The sequence below is a fragment of the Ruegeria sp. HKCCA0235A genome (assembly GCF_013033235.1).
In the GTDB taxonomy this organism is placed as follows: domain Bacteria; phylum Pseudomonadota; class Alphaproteobacteria; order Rhodobacterales; family Rhodobacteraceae; genus Ruegeria.
Window position 1 is genome coordinate 706,499 of the sequence record NZ_WQDQ01000001.1, and the last position, 16,896, is coordinate 723,394.

The 16,896-nt window shown below is 59.6% G+C and carries 18 protein-coding genes; 10 read left to right on the plus strand and 8 right to left on the minus strand.

What is annotated here, in order from left to right; translation table 11 throughout:
* Positions 1-121: 121 nt before the first annotated feature.
* On the plus strand, positions 122-931 hold the full coding sequence (locus tag GOW56_RS03495) for a zinc-dependent peptidase (RefSeq protein WP_171167671.1): 810 nt from the start codon (positions 122-124) through the stop codon (positions 929-931).
* A 113-nt stretch (positions 932-1,044) separates the two neighbouring features.
* A complete protein-coding gene (gene aqpZ, locus GOW56_RS03500; RefSeq protein WP_171167669.1) occupies positions 1,045-1,734 on the plus strand; it encodes an aquaporin Z in 690 nt (229 codons plus the stop codon).
* A gap of 62 nt (positions 1,735-1,796) precedes the next feature.
* Here the strand turns inward: aqpZ and GOW56_RS03505 are convergent, their stop codons facing one another.
* Together GOW56_RS03505 and GOW56_RS03510 are read right to left on the minus strand one after the other, a co-directional pair.
* Complete coding sequence (locus GOW56_RS03505) at positions 1,797-2,354, minus strand: peptidylprolyl isomerase (RefSeq protein ID WP_171204945.1); 558 nt, start codon at positions 2,352-2,354, stop codon at positions 1,797-1,799.
* Positions 2,347-2,853 carry a peptidylprolyl isomerase gene (locus GOW56_RS03510; protein WP_152458298.1) on the minus strand — a complete coding sequence of 169 codons (507 nt, stop codon included), beginning with the start codon at positions 2,851-2,853 and terminating at the stop codon, positions 2,347-2,349. Before GOW56_RS03510 ends, GOW56_RS03505 begins: the two co-directional genes overlap by 8 nt.
* A gap of 133 nt (positions 2,854-2,986) precedes the next feature.
* Between GOW56_RS03510 and pgk the strand changes: the two genes are divergently transcribed.
* The 7 genes from pgk to GOW56_RS03545 all read left to right on the plus strand — a co-directional run bounded on the left by pgk (position 2,987) and on the right by GOW56_RS03545 (position 9,306).
* Positions 2,987-4,177, plus strand: coding sequence for a phosphoglycerate kinase (gene pgk, locus GOW56_RS03515; protein WP_171204946.1), 1,191 nt, complete (start codon positions 2,987-2,989; stop codon positions 4,175-4,177).
* A gap of 71 nt (positions 4,178-4,248) precedes the next feature.
* Entirely contained in the window at positions 4,249-4,593 is a 345-nt protein-coding gene (locus GOW56_RS03520) for a lysozyme inhibitor LprI family protein (protein ID WP_217358774.1), read from the plus strand.
* Positions 4,594-4,733: 140 nt separating this feature from the next.
* Positions 4,734-5,033, plus strand: coding sequence for a septum formation initiator family protein (locus GOW56_RS03525; RefSeq protein WP_170343950.1), 300 nt, complete (start codon positions 4,734-4,736; stop codon positions 5,031-5,033).
* A gap of 169 nt (positions 5,034-5,202) precedes the next feature.
* On the plus strand, positions 5,203-6,192 hold the full coding sequence (gene pdhA, locus GOW56_RS03530) for a pyruvate dehydrogenase (acetyl-transferring) E1 component subunit alpha (RefSeq protein ID WP_171115415.1): 990 nt from the start codon (positions 5,203-5,205) through the stop codon (positions 6,190-6,192).
* 15 nt (positions 6,193-6,207) lie between these two features.
* Positions 6,208-7,584 carry a pyruvate dehydrogenase complex E1 component subunit beta gene (locus GOW56_RS03535; RefSeq protein WP_171204948.1) on the plus strand — a complete coding sequence of 459 codons (1,377 nt, stop codon included), beginning with the start codon at positions 6,208-6,210 and terminating at the stop codon, positions 7,582-7,584.
* 14 nt (positions 7,585-7,598) lie between these two features.
* The gene (locus GOW56_RS03540) at positions 7,599-8,912 is read left to right on the plus strand and encodes a pyruvate dehydrogenase complex dihydrolipoamide acetyltransferase (RefSeq protein WP_171204949.1); all 1,314 of its coding nucleotides are present in this window, start codon (positions 7,599-7,601) and stop codon (positions 8,910-8,912) included.
* A 223-nt stretch (positions 8,913-9,135) separates the two neighbouring features.
* A complete protein-coding gene (locus GOW56_RS03545; protein ID WP_171204950.1) occupies positions 9,136-9,306 on the plus strand; it encodes a hypothetical protein in 171 nt (56 codons plus the stop codon).
* A gap of 4 nt (positions 9,307-9,310) precedes the next feature.
* Here the strand turns inward: GOW56_RS03545 and cysE are convergent, their stop codons facing one another.
* The gene (gene cysE / locus GOW56_RS03550; protein ID WP_152458304.1) at positions 9,311-10,120 is read right to left on the minus strand and encodes a serine O-acetyltransferase; all 810 of its coding nucleotides are present in this window, start codon (positions 10,118-10,120) and stop codon (positions 9,311-9,313) included.
* A gap of 83 nt (positions 10,121-10,203) precedes the next feature.
* Between cysE and GOW56_RS03555 the strand changes: the two genes are divergently transcribed.
* Positions 10,204-10,542, plus strand: coding sequence for a TraR/DksA C4-type zinc finger protein (locus GOW56_RS03555; RefSeq protein WP_171167654.1), 339 nt, complete (start codon positions 10,204-10,206; stop codon positions 10,540-10,542).
* On the opposite strand, the gene GOW56_RS03560 is transcribed toward GOW56_RS03555, so the two are convergent.
* The 5 genes from GOW56_RS03560 to GOW56_RS03585 are packed head-to-tail and all read right to left on the minus strand — an operon-like array spanning position 10,523 to position 16,896.
* Entirely contained in the window at positions 10,523-10,819 is a 297-nt protein-coding gene (locus GOW56_RS03560; protein WP_171167653.1) for a hypothetical protein, read from the minus strand. The two genes, GOW56_RS03555 and GOW56_RS03560, sit on opposite strands and share 20 nt — an antisense overlap.
* Positions 10,819-14,934, minus strand: coding sequence for a glycoside hydrolase/phage tail family protein (locus GOW56_RS21715; RefSeq protein WP_254447147.1), 4,116 nt, complete (start codon positions 14,932-14,934; stop codon positions 10,819-10,821). Before GOW56_RS21715 ends, GOW56_RS03560 begins: the two co-directional genes overlap by 1 nt.
* Positions 14,934-15,380 carry an NlpC/P60 family protein gene (locus GOW56_RS03575; RefSeq protein ID WP_171204951.1) on the minus strand — a complete coding sequence of 149 codons (447 nt, stop codon included), beginning with the start codon at positions 15,378-15,380 and terminating at the stop codon, positions 14,934-14,936. The genes GOW56_RS21715 and GOW56_RS03575 overlap by 1 nt, the downstream gene beginning before the upstream one ends.
* A complete protein-coding gene (locus tag GOW56_RS03580) occupies positions 15,377-16,264 on the minus strand; it encodes a DUF2163 domain-containing protein (protein WP_171204952.1) in 888 nt (295 codons plus the stop codon). Before GOW56_RS03580 ends, GOW56_RS03575 begins: the two co-directional genes overlap by 4 nt.
* Positions 16,264-16,896 carry a DUF2460 domain-containing protein gene (locus GOW56_RS03585; protein WP_171204953.1) on the minus strand — a complete coding sequence of 211 codons (633 nt, stop codon included), beginning with the start codon at positions 16,894-16,896 and terminating at the stop codon, positions 16,264-16,266. Before GOW56_RS03585 ends, GOW56_RS03580 begins: the two co-directional genes overlap by 1 nt.

Consider the following 16,896-nt stretch of genomic DNA (forward strand, 5'->3'; position numbering starts at 1 on the left):
TTCGACCCATCAGGTCAGATCGGAAACGCCGCTGGGAGACCAGCGGCGTTTCTTTCTTGCACCGCAGCCTATACCCGGGAAACTTGTTTTGATCCCGCCGGGATCACGTTAGGGTCGGGCCATGTTGATTTTTCTGACACTTATTGCGGTGATCGCCGCAGGTCTGGCCTTTTATTTCTGGTCCAAACGACAGGCGCGCCACGCCCTGTTGGCCGCGCCGTTGACTGACAAACAACGGCAGCTTGTCGACGCTCAGGTCCCGATTTTGCGGAAACTGCCACAAAGCCTGCGCGCAAAGCTGGAGGGCAAGATCAACCTGTTCCTGGATCAGGTTGAATTCATCGGGTGCGACGGTCTGGACGTTACCGAAGACATGCAACTGTCCATCGCCGCGCAAGCCTGCCTGCTGGTAGTGAATACCGATCTCTGGTATGACAATCTGACCACCATCCTGATCTATCCCAGCGCATTCAAATCCAGACAGAGCCGTCACAGCGGCTATGTCGTCACCGAGAAGGAAATCGTGCGCACAGGGGAAAGCTGGAACCGCGGCCCGGTGATCCTGTCCTGGGCGCATAGCCAGCGCGGGGCCATGAACGATCATGACGGCCAAAATGTTGTATTTCATGAATTTGCCCACCAGATCGACGATCTGACAGGGTCGGCCAACGGGGTGCCCGTACTCAGCGACGACCAAAGCTTTTCAGAATGGGAAGCCGCATTCCTGACAGCCTATGACGCGCATGTCCGCGCCGTCGAATCCGGGCAGCCAACCGTAATCGACCCCTATGGCGCGGAAGGGCACGAGGAGTTTTTCGCCGTTTCGGTTGAAGTGTTCTTTGAGCGACCAAAGGCCCTGCGCAGGTCGGACCCGGAGGTTTACAAGCAACTGTCCAAGCTGTTCCACTTGGATCCTGCTCAATGGCACTAAGGGCTTTTCGACCCCTGGTGCGAGGGTGCCGGGAAAATTCCCCGTTCGGCACAATTTAACAAAAGTTAATTTATGAACTACGCTTAAGCGCATTGCATTGTGGAGGAAATTTCATGTCATCAAAACTACTGGCCGAGTTCTTCGGCACCTTCTGGCTGGTTCTCGGAGGTTGCGGCAGTGCCGTATTGGCAGCGGGCGTTGCAGATGTCGGCATTGGGTGGCTTGGCGTTTCCTTCGCCTTCGGCCTGACGGTTCTGACAATGGCTTACACGGTTGGCCATATCTCGGGCGGGCACTTCAATCCGGCGGTCAGCCTGGGCCTGATGATCGGCGGGCGGTTTCCGGCAAAGGATCTGCTGCCCTACTGGATCGCTCAGGTCATCGGCGCCATCGCCGCCGCAGTGGTTCTGTATCTGATCGTCAGCGGTGCGCCCGACTTCGCCGGCGTCGGGGGATTTGCGTCCAACGGATATGGTGAGGCCTCGCCCGGCGGGTATTCTTTGATGTCCGCTCTGGTGATCGAGATCGTGATGACCGCTTTCTTCATCCTGATCATCCTGGGTGCAACCTCTGACAAAGCGCCGGCCGGTTTCGCCCCCATCGCAATTGGTCTGGCCTTGACCCTGATCCACCTGGTATCAATTCCGGTTACCAACACTTCGGTCAACCCGGCCCGGTCCACAGGCGTCGCCCTGTTTGCCGACGGCCCTGCCCTGTCACAGCTGTGGCTGTTCTGGGTGGCCCCGCTGATCGGCGGCGCAATCGGTGCGGTCATCTGGAAAGCGATGTCACAAGACGATTGAGTTTCGTTCAATCGACCATAAGGAACAGCCCGGCGCTCTTTGGAACGCCGGGCTGTTTCGGTTCATTCGGTGACGGTGACTTTTTTCATCACGTCGGGCTGTCCCGTAACCGCTCCGGTCTGGGAATGCCCCCGTTTGATCGCATCCACCACGTCCATACCGTCGGTCACCTGACCGACTACGGTGTACTGACCGTCCAGAAACGGGCCGGGTTCGAACATGATAAAGAACTGCGAATTGGCTGAATCCGGGTTCTGCGACCGGGCCATGCCGACCACGCCACGATCAAAGGTCAGATCAGAAAACTCAGCCGGCAGATCCGGGCGGTCTGACCCGCCACGCCCGGCATACCGCATGTCAAAACCGTTCGCGGTGGAACTGCCGTACTGAACATCGCCGGTCTGGGCCATGAAACCTTCGATCACGCGGTGGAAAACCACTCCATCATACTTGCCGTCCGCAGCCAGTACCGTGATCTGTTCCACGTGCTTCGGCGCGACATCTTCGAACAGATCGATGGAGATCGTGCCATTGGCCCCTTCCCCTTCGACCTCGATCTGCAAACCGCTGGCCAGCGCCGGGCTTGCCAGCAAGGCAAAGGTGGCGGCAAGCTTATACATCTGCGGCCACCTTGACGCTGATCATGCGGTCGGGGTTCGCAGGCGGCTCGCCACGAACGATCGCGTCCACATGCTCCATGCCTTCGATGACGCGGCCATAAACGGTGTACTGACCGTTCAGGAAGTGGTTGTCCTTGAAGTTGATGAAGAACTGAGAGTTGGCCGAATCCGGGTTCTGCGACCGGGCCGCGCCCAGCGTACCGCGATCATGGGGCAACTTGGAGAACTCTGCCGGTACGTTCGGCAGCGACGAACCGCCGGTCCCCGCCATACGCAGGTTGAAACCGTCCTCCATATCGCCATGCTGCACGTCACCGGTTTGGGCCATAAAGCCGTCGATCACTCGGTGAAAGGCCACGTTGTCGTATTCTCCGCTGCGGGCCAGTTCTTTCATCCGCGCGCTGTGCAAAGGCGCCACATCCGGCAGCAGCTCGATGACGACGTTGCCGTCTTTCAGCTCGATGATGATCGTGTTTTCGGGATCTTTGATCTCGGCCATGAGGCCCTCCTGTCGTTTATCTTGCGCAAATACCTATGACGCACGCGTACGAATGCCAAGTGACGCATTGACCTGAGGGCAAATTGCAGGAAAAGAACCGCCTAAATCATTTGCCAATGACAAGGATCGCACAATGGGCTGGAAAACACTGGACGATATGGACCTGAACGGCAAACGCGTACTTGTGCGTGTGGATATCAACGTGCCCGTGGTTGACGGTGTCGTGACCGACGCCACCCGCATCCAGAGAATCGTGCCGACGGTGCGCGACATTCTGGCCGCTGGCGGCAAACCGATCCTTCTGGCCCATTTCGGTCGCCCCGGAGGCGAGCGGCGCGAGAATCTGTCGCTCAAGCAACTGGTTCCGACCCTCGAAAGCGCTTTTGACGCCAAAGTCCTGTTTGCTGCCGACTGTGTCGGAACCGAGGCCGAACTGGCGGCGCAGGCGTTGCAGCCCGGCCAGGTGCTGTTGCTCGAGAACACGCGTTTTCACGCGGCCGAAACCAAGAACGATGCCGATCTGGCCGCAGGTATGGCTAAGCTGGGTGACGTGTACTGCAACGACGCGTTTTCAGCGGCGCACCGGGCCCACAGCTCGACCGAGGCCATCGCGCGCCTGCTGCCCGCCTGTGCCGGTCGTTTGATGCAGGCCGAGTTGCAGGCACTGGAAAGCGCGTTGGGCGCGCCCGAACGCCCCGTAACAGCGGTTGTGGGCGGGGCCAAGGTTTCGACCAAGCTGGAACTGCTGGGCAATCTGATCGACAAGGTAGATTATTTGGTGATCGGTGGCGGCATGGCCAATACGTTCCTCGTCGCGCAAGGTGTCAGCGTCGGAAAATCGTTGGCCGAAACTGCGATGAAAGACACCGCAGCCGAAATTCTGGCCAAAGCCGAAAGCACCGGCTGTCAGATCGTTCTGCCACGTGACGTCGTGGTTGCCGAAACGTTTGAAGCCAATGCCCCGCATCAAGTTTTGCCCGCGGATCAATGCCCCGACGATGGCATGATCCTGGACGCTGGCCCCGAAAGCGTGGCCGCGATCATTGAGATATTCGAAAAAAGCAAAACCCTGATCTGGAACGGACCGCTGGGCGCATTCGAACTGGAACCGTTCGACGCCGCCACCAATGCCGCTGCCTTGAAGGCGGCCGCGCTCAGCCGTTCGGGCCAGCTGATCTCGGTCGCCGGAGGTGGAGACACGGTTGCTGCCCTGAACGCCTCGGGTGCCGCCAAGGACTTCACCTATATCTCGACCGCGGGTGGCGCGTTTCTGGAATGGATGGAAGGCAAAACGCTGCCCGGTGTCGCAGCGCTGGATCAGTAAGCACCACTTGCCGCCTTTGATCGCCTGACATGGTCCATGGTAGTATCCCCTTTTGAACGGGGGATATTGCCGTGAAGCCAATTTACCTTCTTGTCCTAATTATGCTGCCCTGCTCTGCCGCAGCTCAATTCAGTTGCGGCGGCCAAACCCAGCTTGACGCCAATTTCTGCGCCAAGGAACAATGGGAGGCCGCAGATCGCGAACTCAACCGGCTGTGGGCTCAGATCAAGCCCGCAGCCGATGCGCGCGGCGACGGTGATGCCCTTCTGACCGAACAACGCGCCTGGCTGAAGGCCCGAGACGCAACCTGCGACAAGGAATTGTCGGGTGGCGGCAGCGCTGCACCGATGTTCTACTGGACCTGCATGAAAGAACAGACCGTCGCGCGAAATCAGGCGCTGGAATCATGGCGCTGACGCGGATCAGGACGCGCTTAAATTACTGATGAAAAAATCGAAACAGGGGATTCACAACCCGAATCACCTGTGACATAGTGCGTTCAGATGTCCGCAAAGGGCACGTTTTTGAGGCAAGTTTTCATACGGCGGTAAACAGAGTGTCCCGTTCCCATCGGCCCGGTTTGGGCTCAATCGTCTTCTTCTCGGTGGCTTTCATGCTTGGTGTGTATTTCACCTTTGCCGCCGTGCAGGGTGACTATGGCCTGTTTCGGCGGGTCGAAATTGCTGCGGAACGGGACGCCCTGTCACACGACCTGGAAAAACTAAATGCCCAAATCGCCGAATTGGAAAACCTGACCCGCCGCCTGTCTGATACCTATCTGGATCTCGACCTGCTCGATCAGCAGGCGCGTTCGGTTCTTGGTATGATCCGAGCGGATGAAATCGTGATCCGCTGATCCTTTTCGGGTGCCGCAATTCTTCGATACATCGTTGCACCGCTTTGCATTTCAGCACCGCCGCGCCCGCGCGGACGCTGCGTCACATTTCCCCTCGCCAGAAAGCCCCAAATGCTTTATGAGATAGTTTAACGCTAAACTATCTTGCCGAAAGGGGGAGATCGCCACTATGGCTGCGCGAAAAACCACAAAGAAACCAAATGTTTCTGCGGAAGAACTCAAGACATACTACCGCGAGATGCTTCTGATCCGTCGATTCGAGGAAAAGGCGGGTCAGCTTTATGGCATGGGCCTGATCGGCGGGTTCTGCCACCTGTACATCGGTCAAGAGGCGGTTGTTGTCGGGCTCGAAGCGGCAGCACAGGACGGCGACAAGCGGATCACCTCGTATCGTGACCACGGCCATATGCTGGCCTGTGGCATGGACCCGGGCGGCGTGATGGCAGAACTGACCGGGCGCGAAGGCGGCCTGTCCAAGGGCAAGGGCGGCTCGATGCACATGTTCTCGAAAGAAAAGCACTTCTATGGGGGCCATGGCATCGTCGGCGCGCAGGTTCCGCTGGGTGCAGGTCTGGCCTTTGCCGACAAGTACAAAGAGAATGGCGGCGTGACCTTTACCTATTTCGGCGACGGTGCCGCAAACCAGGGTCAGGTCTATGAGACGTTCAACATGGCCGCCCTGTGGGATCTTCCCGTGGTTTTCGTGATCGAGAACAACCAATACGCCATGGGCACAGCGCAGGCGCGTTCGACCTCGTCACCCGATATCTATGTGCGCGGCGAAGCCTTCGGCATCCCCGGCGAGATCGTGAACGGAATGGATGTGCTGGCCGTCAAAGCCGCTGGTGAAAAGGCCGTTGCCCACTGCCGCGCCGGCAAGGGCCCTTACATTCTTGAGGTAAAGACCTACCGCTATCGCGGCCACTCGATGTCTGACCCGGCCAAGTACCGCACCCGCGAAGAGGTTCAGAAAGTCCGCGAACAAAGCGACCCGATCGAACATGTGCGCGAGTTGCTGCTGACCGGCAAACACGCGACCGAGGATGACCTGAAGGCGATCGACAAGGAAATCAAAGAAATCGTGAACCAAGCCGCCGAATTCTCGAAAGAAAGCCCCGAGCCCGCCGTTGAAGAGCTCTGGACCGACATTTACGCCTGAGAGGACGAATAAGACATGGCAACCGAAATTTTCATGCCCGCCCTTTCGCCCACGATGGAAGAGGGCACGCTGGCCAAATGGCTGGTCAAGGAAGGCGACACCGTATCAAGCGGTGACATCCTGGCCGAAATCGAGACCGACAAGGCGACAATGGAATTTGAAGCTGTCGACGAGGGCATCGTCGGCAAGATCCTGATCGCCGAAGGCACCGAAGGGGTCAAAGTGAACACCCCGATTGCGGTTCTGGTCGAGGAAGGCGAAGACGCCTCGGCCGTGACCACGGCTGCACCGGCAGCCGCAGCAGTGGCCGAAGCCGCCCCGGCGGCGGTCGAGGCCCCCGCTCCTACTGCTGCTGCGGCCCCCGCTGCGCCGGTAGTCGACCTGTCGCCCGACTGGCCGGCAGATGCCGAGATGAAATCCGAAACCGTTCGCGAAGCTCTGCGTGACGCGATGGCCGAAGAAATGCGCAACGACGAAGACGTCTATCTGATGGGCGAGGAAGTCGCGGAGTATCAGGGCGCATACAAGATTTCCCAGGGTCTGCTGGACGAATTCGGCCCCAAGCGCGTGATCGATACACCAATCACCGAACATGGTTTCGCCGGTATCGCCGTCGGGTCGGCCTTTGGCGGGCTGAAACCGATCGTCGAGTTCATGACGTTCAACTTCGCGATGCAGGCGATCGACCAGATCATCAACTCGGCCGCCAAGACGCTGTACATGTCCGGCGGTCAGATGGGTTGTCCGATCGTCTTCCGCGGCCCCAACGGCGCCGCCGCGCGCGTGGCTGCCCAGCACAGCCAGGACTATGCCGCCTGGTACATGCAGATCCCCGGCCTGAAGGTGGTGATGCCCTATTCCGCAGCCGACGCCAAGGGCCTGCTGAAATCGGCCATCCGCGACCCCAACCCGGTGATCTTCCTGGAAAACGAAATCCTCTATGGTCGCACTTTCGACATGCCACAGGTCGATGACCTGACCGTGCCGCTGGGCAAGGCGCGCATCTGGCGCGAAGGCTCGGACGTGACCATCGTCAGCTTCGGTATCGGCATGCAATACGCGCTGGAAGCCGCCGACAGGCTGGCCGAAGACGGCATCAGCGCCGAGGTCATCGATCTGCGCACCATCCGTCCGATGGATACCGGTGCGATCATCAACTCGGTGATGAAAACCAACCGTCTGGTGACCGTGGAAGAAGGCTGGCCGCAAGGTTCGGTCGGCAGCTACATCTCATCCGTCGTGATGCAGGAAGCATTCGATTATCTCGACGCGCCGGTCATCAACTGCACCGGCAAGGATGTTCCGATGCCCTACGCCGCGAACCTCGAAAAGCTGGCCCTGATCACTACGGACGAGGTGATCGAAGCCGTGAAACAAGTGACCTACCGGTAAGGAGCGACAGACAGATGCCCACCGAAATTCTGATGCCCGCCCTTTCACCGACCATGGAGGAAGGCACGCTTGCAAAATGGCTGGTCAAGGAAGGCGACACCGTCTCCTCCGGCGATTTGCTAGCCGAGATCGAAACCGACAAGGCCACGATGGAGTTCGAAGCCGTCGATGAAGGCATCGTCGGCAAAATCCTGATCCCCGAAGGCACCGAAGGGGTCAAAGTCAATACCGCCATCGCGATTTTGCTGGAAGATGGCGAAAGCGCCGATGACATCGCCGCGGCCCCGGCCAAGACCCCGGAGGCTGCCCCCGCAGCCGACGCGGGCAACGAGGCCGCCGCCCCTGCGGCGTCCGAGGCGCCCGCCCCTGCCCCTGCGCCGGCCGCTCCGGTCAAGGCGGATGGCGGTCGTATCTTTGCTTCCCCTCTAGCCCGACGGATCGCTGCGCAGAAAGGCCTAGATCTGGCACAGATCAAAGGCTCTGGCCCGCATGGTCGCATCGTCAAGGCGGATGTCGAGGGCGCGACGGCCACTGCGACGCCCCCTGCCCCGGCAGCCGCCGCGGCCGCGCCTGCGACCGCACCGGCGGCGGCCTCTGGACCGTCCGCCGATATGGTCGCGCGGATGTATGAGGGCCGCGAGTACGAAGAAATTCAGCTCGACGGGATGCGCAAAACCATCGCTGCGCGACTGGGCGAGGCCAAACAGACCATCCCGCATTTCTACCTGCGCCGTGACATCAAGCTGGATGCGCTGCTGAAGTTCCGCAGCCAGTTGAACAAGCAGTTGGAAGGCCGTGGCGTGAAGTTGAGCGTGAACGACTTCATCATCAAGGCCGTCGCCAACGCGCTTCAGCAGGTTCCGGCCTGCAACGCCGTCTGGGCGGGTGACCGCGTGTTGCAACTCAAGCCGTCGGACGTGGCCGTAGCGGTCGCGATCGAGGGCGGGTTGTTCACCCCGGTTCTTCAGGACGCCGACATGAAATCTCTGTCGGCGCTTTCGACCGAGATGAAGGATCTCGCCGCCCGCGCCCGCGAGCGCAAGCTGGCACCGCACGAGTATCAGGGCGGCACGTTTGCCATCTCGAACCTCGGTATGTTCGGCATCGACAATTTCGACGCCATCGTGAACCCGCCTCATGCCGGCATTCTGGCGGTGGGCACCGGCGTGAAAAAGCCCGTTGTCGGGGATGATGGAGAACTGACGGTGGCGACCGTAATGTCTGTTACCATGTCCGTCGATCACCGCGTCATCGACGGCGCGCTGGGGGCAGAACTGCTCAAGGCTATTGTCGACAACCTGGAAAACCCGATGGTCATGCTGGCCTGACGACCCAAAGAATGCCCGCGCCCTGGACAGCCGGAGCGCGGGCAGCCTTAAGTGTTTGCACTGAATTGAACTTGCGTGATCGGGGCACCGATTACCCGATGTATCCAAACGCCCAACTTCCTTCCTTTAGAAGCAGACGGAAGGCAGGTGCGCGATGCGCTCAAAATCTCATTCTCGGCCTACTGTTTTGGCGATACCCGCAGCCACGGCACCTGAATGTGCCATGGCAAAGCCCAACGGCTATCCGGGTGAGCATTCAAAGTTCAAGCCAAACGATCCGGCCGCGATTGCCCGGCACAAAGCCGCACAGGACAAACGGCAGGAGCTTCGCAAACAAAAACGGGAAGAACGGCGGCGCAAGTGGTTGGACAAACGCTCCAACCGCTCTCGCTGAGCTGTTACTGATCCTTGCCCAGCATATGATCCATCGAGATCGAAGGCTGGTCGCACCCGGCTTCCCCCACGATCTTGGCGGGGATACCGGCGACGGTCTTGCAGGGCGGCACCTCTTGCAGCACCACCGAACCGGCCGCGATGCGGCTGCAATGGCCAATGGTGATATTGCCCAGCACCTTGGCCCCGGCCCCGATCAGAACACCGTCTCCGATTTTTGGATGACGGTCTTCTTCTTCCTTGCCGGTTCCGCCCAGTGTCACCGAGTGCAGCATCGACACGTTGTCACCCACCACTGCCGTCTCGCCAATCACGATGGAATGGGCATGGTCGATCATGATGCCCTTGCCGATTTTGGCTGCCGGGTGAATGTCGATCCCGAAAATCTCGGATGAGCGCATCTGGAAGAAATAGGCAAGATCATAGCGCCCCTTGCGCCACAACCAATGGGCCACGCGATAGGCCTGCATGGCCTGGTACCCTTTGAAATACAGGATCGGCTGCAATAGCCGATGACAGGCCGGGTCACGTTCGTAAACGGCCATAAGGTCCGCGCGGGCGGCTTCAAGCAAACCCGGATCGTCGGCATATGCCTCATCCACGATTTCACGCAGAACCATCATCGACATTTCGTTCGAGCACAGCTTGGCCGCCACCCGATATGAAAGCGCCCGTTCAAGGCTGCGGTGATGCAGGATACAGGCGTGCACGAGCCCCCCCATGAGGGGCTCTTTCTCGACGGCCGCATGGGCTTCGGATGTGATACGGGTCCAGACCGGATCAACCGGTGTCACATGGCTGCGCTTTTCGAACATGGCTTTGATCCTTTGCTGCGCCTAGAATGCCATTTAGTGGCAAAAAGACCAAACGCAAACCCATGATCGGTCATGTAACGAAAATGAATGAGTCAGAGCGCACCCATTTCGAAACACGAATTCGCGAGCGATTGGCGGAATTGCAGCAGATGTCAGCGTCGGGGCAGCAGTCTCAGGCTGTTGTCGAGCTGGATCAACAGGCCGTTGGACGGCTGAGCCGCATGGATGCGCTGCAAAATCAAGCCATGGCCAAGGCACAGCAGGCCAATCGCGATATGGAAACACGCCGGCTTCTGGCCGCGTTGGAACGGCTTGAAGCGGGCGAGTTCGGGTATTGCGAAGACTGCGGCGAGCGCATTCCGGATGGGCGGCTGAATCTGGATCTGGCTGCCAGCAAATGCGTCAGCTGCGCGTCCGGCTAGCCTGAAATCTGGCAAGCTGGTGCAGAACCATCTCAAAACACTTGCAATATTGCAGATCGTCAAACCCGGGTTCATCGGCCAGGGCCCTGTTTCGCGCAACGGCCATGAGAGAACCATTGCCGTAAACCGGGTGGAGCTTGCCCGTGCGCTCCAAATGCCTGTCGGCCAATTCCGCCTCGTGGATCATCCGCACACACAAAGCCCCCCTGTCCGGCTGCGGCACGGCCAGCAAGGCGCGCGCCGCAGCACTGACATCTCCATGCAGAACCGGCCGCATCAAGCAGCTTGCCCAACCGCAAGACGCGACCAGGCTCCCGGTCCGAATACAGCAGATACCTGGGCCACTTCGACCTCATAGCCCCCGGACAGACCATCCGCCGCTTTCATAGCCGTCGAATAGGTCCACCTTGGTTCGGATGTCAGTTCTTCACGCAGAACGGTTCCACCCGCAACGACACGGACCAGGTAGGATTCGGTTTCTTCGCCCAGGGGAATCTCCAGCCCCGACCAGTCATCCGCATCCGTTCGGGCACGTCGGATCCACGTAAGCTCATCCCCGGCGGTACCAGACCGAGCCCGCATGTGCACAGGCGCATAGGGGCGCAATCCGTTGCCTGCAAACGAGGCAATCAGGTGTTGATAGGACGGGTCATCATAGCCGCGGGTCGCAGGCCCAATGCGATAATGTTTGGCAAGACGCCTTTCGTTTCGCAGCAGGCTGATCTGTTGCACCCTGTCATTCAGCAGCACGAATACCGATCCATCCGGCCAGACATCAGGCATCAAGGCGTCTGTTCCCAGTTGACCCCTGAGCCGCCCGGACAACGCGTATACATCCGGGGCCTCGAGCGCCGCGTCAGCGAACTGAAAAACCTCCCAGTTACCAGGTGTTCCGTCACCGATTGCAGCCAGATTGACGCCATTCATCACCGAGCTGCGCGGGCGGGATTCCAACTGACCTGCAAGCAGTTTGACCTTCAAGGCAGGGCCCTCATCCCAGACACCGACACTGGCGCGGCTCAGCGGTGTTTCGGTCACGCCGACCACTGCCCGCTGGGCAATGACGTCGCTCAGGCGATAGCCATCGTCACTGGACGAGGAATAGACCGTTGCCGCCCCGGGCCATGGATCTCCGGTAACGGCCAGATAGGGCGCATGAGGGGCCTCGGCCCCCGTGATCAAGGGCAGATCCAGAAAAACCGGCAGCACGGGGACCGGCGCCGCATATGGTTTGAGCGTTGCCGGGTCGTCATTCAATTCGGACGCTTTGTACACGCCCTGTTCAATCCGAACCGCTTCAACAAGTTGCAAGTCGGCGGATTCCAACCGGTCGATCCGGTACACCGGCCCGGTTTCAGCATCTGTCAAACGAACCAGATCCCCTGCCCCCAGGTGCATTTGAGACGGCGGAAGCGCAAACCGAACCGTATCGCGGGAAACTCTGGCTTCGCTCAACCAGCGTTCGGCTGTTTGCCGCCCCTCGGTGCGGGTCATGGACAGGGGCATCTCATTCACCGATACGGAATGGGTGCGATCATCGGGCAAAACCGCCTCTTCCGCGACGACATCATGATCCGCGTCCGACTGAACAAAGCGCAGACGAACGCGCCCGGTCATTTCGGCCTCGGCCTCACGCCGGTGTTCAACCGTCCCTTCAAGATCGCTGCTGATCGCCAGATGATCGGGGTTCAAGGCAACTGCGCCATACCCGTCGCGCATCTGGAACTTCAACACTCCATCCCTTTCGATCGCATCAAACCCATAGCGCAGCATCAGCGGCTGCAAGGCGGAACGAGCGTTCGTCACGTCTTCGATGACATACCCGCGGACCACACCGTACAGACCAGAGACGTCTATATCCGTGACACCTGCACCGTGGCAGATTTCGGTCACCACGGAGGCCAACGTGCGAGACCCGGACCGACCGTTAAGCCAGTGCCCTCTGGGATAGTTCTCGCCATCGTCCCACTGGCTTTTCAGGTTCGGAAAGGTCGGAAACGGACGGGTATCCCATGCCCAGACATACGCGTTTGCCATGTCCACCATCGGCGCGCCGTTGATGTCCGAGATCGGATTGACCTTCGGATCGCTCCAATAGCCAAGCATCGCCGTCAGATACTGAACCTGAATGAAGTCGTCGCGCAGCCCGTTTGAATACGCGGGCAACAACGATTCCGATGACTTCGGGTCCAGGAATTTGTTCGGCTGGTTCGTGCCCTTGTCGATTGCCGCACACCCCAACTCGGTGAACCAGATCGGTTTCAATCTGGGCACCCAATCGGTCGGGTTGGGTTGACGCATACCTCCGATCCGTTCGTGATGCGGATTCGACCACCAGTTGCGCAGGTCCTTGTATCTCCAGATCCACGGCTCGTCATACCCCTGATCTTTGATCGGAGTCCTGATCTGCGCTTCCGCCTCTTCCGGAGAGGCGTAGTACCAGTCATACCCTTCACCGCCTTCGATATTGCTGCGAAGATAACTCAGGTCGTATATCGAAGGCGCGCCAGCCTCGGCGTCCAGATGGTGTTCACCGTCGCGCCAATCGGACAAGGGCATGTAGTTGTCGATGCCGATGAAATCGATGTTGTCGTCCGCCCAAAGAGGGTCGAGGTGAAAATACCTGTCGCTGGTGCCCTTTGGCTGGTATCCGAAATACTCGCTCCAATCCGCTGCATAGCCGATTTTGGTGTTCGGCCCCAGAATCTGACGCACCTCGGCCGCCAAGGCGCGAAGCTGCGCAACGGCCGGAAAGCCCGAAGCCCCCCTGATCTGGGTCAGGCCACGCATCTCGGACGAGATGCAGAACGACGAAACGCCGCCGGCAGCCTTGCACAGCATGGCATAGTGCAGAATGAAACGCCGCAGGCTCCATTCCTGAGGGCCGGAATATGTGATGATTTCTTTGGCCGGGACACCGCTGTCCCCCAGCAGCCCGCCAAGGTTACCGCCCCCGGTTACCCAAGTTAAACCGGTATCCCCTCTGTCGTCAGGCCGACCACCCGGTCTGGGCCTGACCAGACCACCCGAGCCACCACCGCTGCCGCCCGATCCGTTCGTACCCTGGTTGATCGCAAAATCTTGCGCACGTGCTGTTCCGAAGAACGCGGCGACTTGTGCATCGGCCGATGCCGTCTGGTCCACGGAACCCGGACGTCCCGGCGCCACATCCAGGGTGATCCGCCCACGCCATGGCAGGTGATGCTGACTTGACGCATCCGACCAGGGATCAGGCAGCCCGTTCCCCGGCAATTGCTCCATCAGGATGAATGGGTAAAGCATCACCCGTTTGCCGGATTGGTTCAGATGCCGGATCGCCTCGACCACGGCCGCATCGGCCGGAGTCCCCCCATAGACCGGGCGGCCGTTCTGTCGCACCACAAGCCCGGCGTCACTTCGGGCCTGATCAGATACGATCCAGGGCATATCGCTGCTGTCGTTCTCGCGCTGTTCGATCTTTGGCCGGATCTTGCAATGTCCGCATCTCAGGTCATCGCCGAACCACGACACCACCAATGATGCAGCATTGCAATTGGGCAACTCGCTTTCCAGCGCTCGGGTCGAGGAGACAAGATCCGAGGTGCCTGACGCGGAATGTGCGTTTGCAGGCCAGCTCTTGCCAGATTGTGAATAATTCACCTGAGAGCTGGCCAGAGCGTATTCTCCGGTCCCCGGTATCATGGCGACCCCGCGCACGATCTGAGGCAATGCACTGTCGTGATCGGGCATGTCCCGCTGCGTGGGGCGCACAACTTCAAATGAAAACTGCGGCACCCGGTTGCCGAAAGCGCCGAGCGGGAAGTCCTCGATCACGACATAGGCGGTTCCGCGATATGCTGGAACCGTTCCAGCGCCTTCAATCGCCTCGATCAGAGGATCCGGCAACTGATCCCACGTGCCATGGTAAACCCGCATGTTGAGGCTGGATCGATCTTGTTCTTCTCCATCCGCCCAAATCCGCGCGACATCGGCAATCTCACCGGCGCCAACCGCAATCGCCAGCGAAATCGAGTAACTGTACGTGACGGTAGTCACCTCAGGGGTCTTGGGTTTCCCCTTGCCCCCGCCGCCGCCACCCTCTGTGGTGGTCGTCTGGGTCTCCAGAAAATCCGAAGCCCAAATGACCTGACCACCCACACGCATACGGCCAAACACGGTGGTCACCGGCGCACCTTCGCCAGTTTCCGTCAACCGAAACCGATCCATGCGGCCGGTTTCGACGACCTCACTGCCGCTGCCCATAACGGACTGGTTGAAGAACTTCTGATCAAGGACCCGCCCGACCGTCGCACCAACGGCCCGACCGATAATCGCGGTTGAAAGGCCCGCAACCGTGCCCCCGATCGAACCGCCCAGCGCGGCCCCGGCCGCAGAAAGAAGAATAGTGGCCATCAATGCATCTCCATCGGGAATTCGAAACAGGAAACGATACGGCGGTACCAAGGCCTGCTCAGTGCGTTTTCCACCACGCCGTGGCCGGAATACGCGTGAATAAAGCGGGGCTCGGGGTGCGTGGTACTGACGATGCCCAGATGCTTGGCGACGCTTGCGTCGCGCATCCGAAACAGCAGAACATCCCCCGATGCCATTTTGCCTATTGGTTTTTCGACCAGATGCCGCCTGGCAGCCAACCACATCCGTTCCTCACCCTGCGGTTCGGACCAGTCCATGCTGTAGGCCGGAACAGATTCAGGTTCCCGCCCGATCACGGCGCGCCAAACGCCGCGCAACAGGCCCAGACAATCCGCACCGGCACCTTTGACCGAGGCCTGATGCATATAAGGCGTTCCAAGCCAATTGCGCGCCTCTGTCACAATATCCTCTCTACGTATCGTCATCGTAAGCTGCCTCCGCTATTGGCTTTGCTTTTCTTGGGAACAGCCATGACCCAGTCTTCGCCCGGAAGATCTGGAAATCCTTGAAAATTCAGAAAGTTGTTGAACTTGAACTGGCAGGTTTCCATGCGTTTGTCGCATCCTGCCCGCAGTTTCACACTGTCGCCGATCGCCAGGCTTGCCCCGAAACCGGACCAAAGCGTGATCTCGCGCCCGGTTGCCGTCTGCCTGTCGTTCTTGATCGAAGACCACAACCCCTTGGCAGATCCGGACAAAACATCCACGCGTCCCCGTTCGAACCAGCCTTCTTCAATGGTCTGGCCTCCTGCAACATGCAAAAGGGTGCCGCCATCGAAACCCGAGATCACACCGTCGAACCAATACCCCGGCGTGTCGGTGTTGAACCGGCAGGCCCGATCCCCCAACACAGCCGTGCAAGGCTTTTGGTAAACGCGCCCCAAAGGGCGGTTCAGCAAGTCGGTCAGGCCACGCAATTCCGCATGGAACGCGCCGCCAGAGCGGCGCAATTCACCGATAGAACCACGGAACTGAAGGACGCGCTGATCCAGATCTGCCCAATTGACCAGCCAGGCGCGCACTTCGGCCCCGTCAAAACGCCCCGCTTCGATATCCTCGTCGCGAATGGCCGCGTCAGACAGGGCGCCCATCGCTTCCGTGTTGTCGATGGACAGGCCCGTGGCCTGCTCGATGGCGGCGGCCGTCAGGCCGGTACTGGCCTTGAAGGTCAACCCGTCAAAACTCAGCTCCATGTCGTGGTCGGTGAAACCGTATTCCTGCCCGTCCGTGCGTTTGATCGCCCAACAGCGGCAGACCGTTGTCAACCCGCTTTGCAGATGCGCGTGCAGGCCCTTAATATCTTCAGCCATCAGATGCGCACCTCGACCACTGGAACATTCGGTACGTCGCCGGCCTGAAAACTGGCAACACTGGTCTGGATTTTGTCGGTGTCAAAACGCACCGGCACATCAAACTCAAAACCCGCGGTGATATCGACCTCTTCCGGCGGCGGGTCCGCAAACGTGACCCTGCCCGTCATCAGATCAACGTCAAAATCCACGCCCTCGCGGACCTCATCCTGATCCAGCCCCAGACGCACCGTCCCCAATACCGGTTTCACGATGGGACGCGCATAGCTTACTCCGCCCGATTGGTAGGTCTTGATCAACTGGAACTCGGTGCGTGTTCCGTCGCCTTTCGCGATCACCTGATCTCCGAAATTGATGTCCGCCGTGGCCTTGCCGGATTTGAAATCCGACCAGTCTTTCCAGCGAAAGCCGAACATCTGACCCTGCCGCGCTTCGAAGAAGGAAATCAATGTCTCGATATCGTCCAGCGACCGCATCCCCAGCCCCGCGTCATATCGACGACGCGAATGAGCCCAGGGCGTGTTGCGCTCTTCAAAACCATTGGCCAGCGTCACGATGTCCGTGCGCCGTTCCGGGCCGCCGACCGAGCCAAAGCTCAGACTGGCGGGAAATCTCACCTCGTGGAAATTCAT

Excerpts from the sequence above, each read along its gene's own strand:
- GOW56_RS03495 (WP_171167671.1), top strand. The coding sequence starts at position 122 with ATGTTGATTTTTCTGACACTTATTGCGGTGATCGCCGCAGGTCTGGCC.
- aqpZ (WP_171167669.1), top strand. The coding sequence starts at position 1,045 with ATGTCATCAAAACTACTGGCCGAGTTCTTCGGCACCTTCTGGCTGGTT.
- GOW56_RS03505 (WP_171204945.1), bottom strand. The coding sequence starts at position 2,354 with ATGTATAAGCTTGCCGCCACCTTTGCCTTGCTGGCAAGCCCGGCGCTG.
- GOW56_RS03510 (WP_152458298.1), bottom strand. The coding sequence starts at position 2,853 with ATGGCCGAGATCAAAGATCCCGAAAACACGATCATCATCGAGCTGAAA.
- pgk (WP_171204946.1), top strand. The coding sequence starts at position 2,987 with ATGGGCTGGAAAACACTGGACGATATGGACCTGAACGGCAAACGCGTA.
- pdhA (WP_171115415.1), top strand. The coding sequence starts at position 5,203 with ATGGCTGCGCGAAAAACCACAAAGAAACCAAATGTTTCTGCGGAAGAA.
- GOW56_RS03535 (WP_171204948.1), top strand. The coding sequence starts at position 6,208 with ATGGCAACCGAAATTTTCATGCCCGCCCTTTCGCCCACGATGGAAGAG.
- GOW56_RS03540 (WP_171204949.1), top strand. The coding sequence starts at position 7,599 with ATGCCCACCGAAATTCTGATGCCCGCCCTTTCACCGACCATGGAGGAA.
- GOW56_RS03545 (WP_171204950.1), top strand. The coding sequence starts at position 9,136 with ATGGCAAAGCCCAACGGCTATCCGGGTGAGCATTCAAAGTTCAAGCCA.
- cysE (WP_152458304.1), bottom strand. The coding sequence starts at position 10,120 with ATGTTCGAAAAGCGCAGCCATGTGACACCGGTTGATCCGGTCTGGACC.
- GOW56_RS03555 (WP_171167654.1), top strand. The coding sequence starts at position 10,204 with ATGAATGAGTCAGAGCGCACCCATTTCGAAACACGAATTCGCGAGCGA.
- GOW56_RS03560 (WP_171167653.1), bottom strand. The coding sequence starts at position 10,819 with ATGCGGCCGGTTCTGCATGGAGATGTCAGTGCTGCGGCGCGCGCCTTG.
- GOW56_RS21715 (WP_254447147.1), bottom strand. The coding sequence starts at position 14,934 with ATGGCCACTATTCTTCTTTCTGCGGCCGGGGCCGCGCTGGGCGGTTCG.
- GOW56_RS03575 (WP_171204951.1), bottom strand. The coding sequence starts at position 15,380 with ATGACGATACGTAGAGAGGATATTGTGACAGAGGCGCGCAATTGGCTT.
- GOW56_RS03580 (WP_171204952.1), bottom strand. The coding sequence starts at position 16,264 with ATGGCTGAAGATATTAAGGGCCTGCACGCGCATCTGCAAAGCGGGTTG.
- GOW56_RS03585 (WP_171204953.1), bottom strand. The coding sequence starts at position 16,896 with ATGAATTTCCACGAGGTGAGATTTCCCGCCAGTCTGAGCTTTGGCTCG.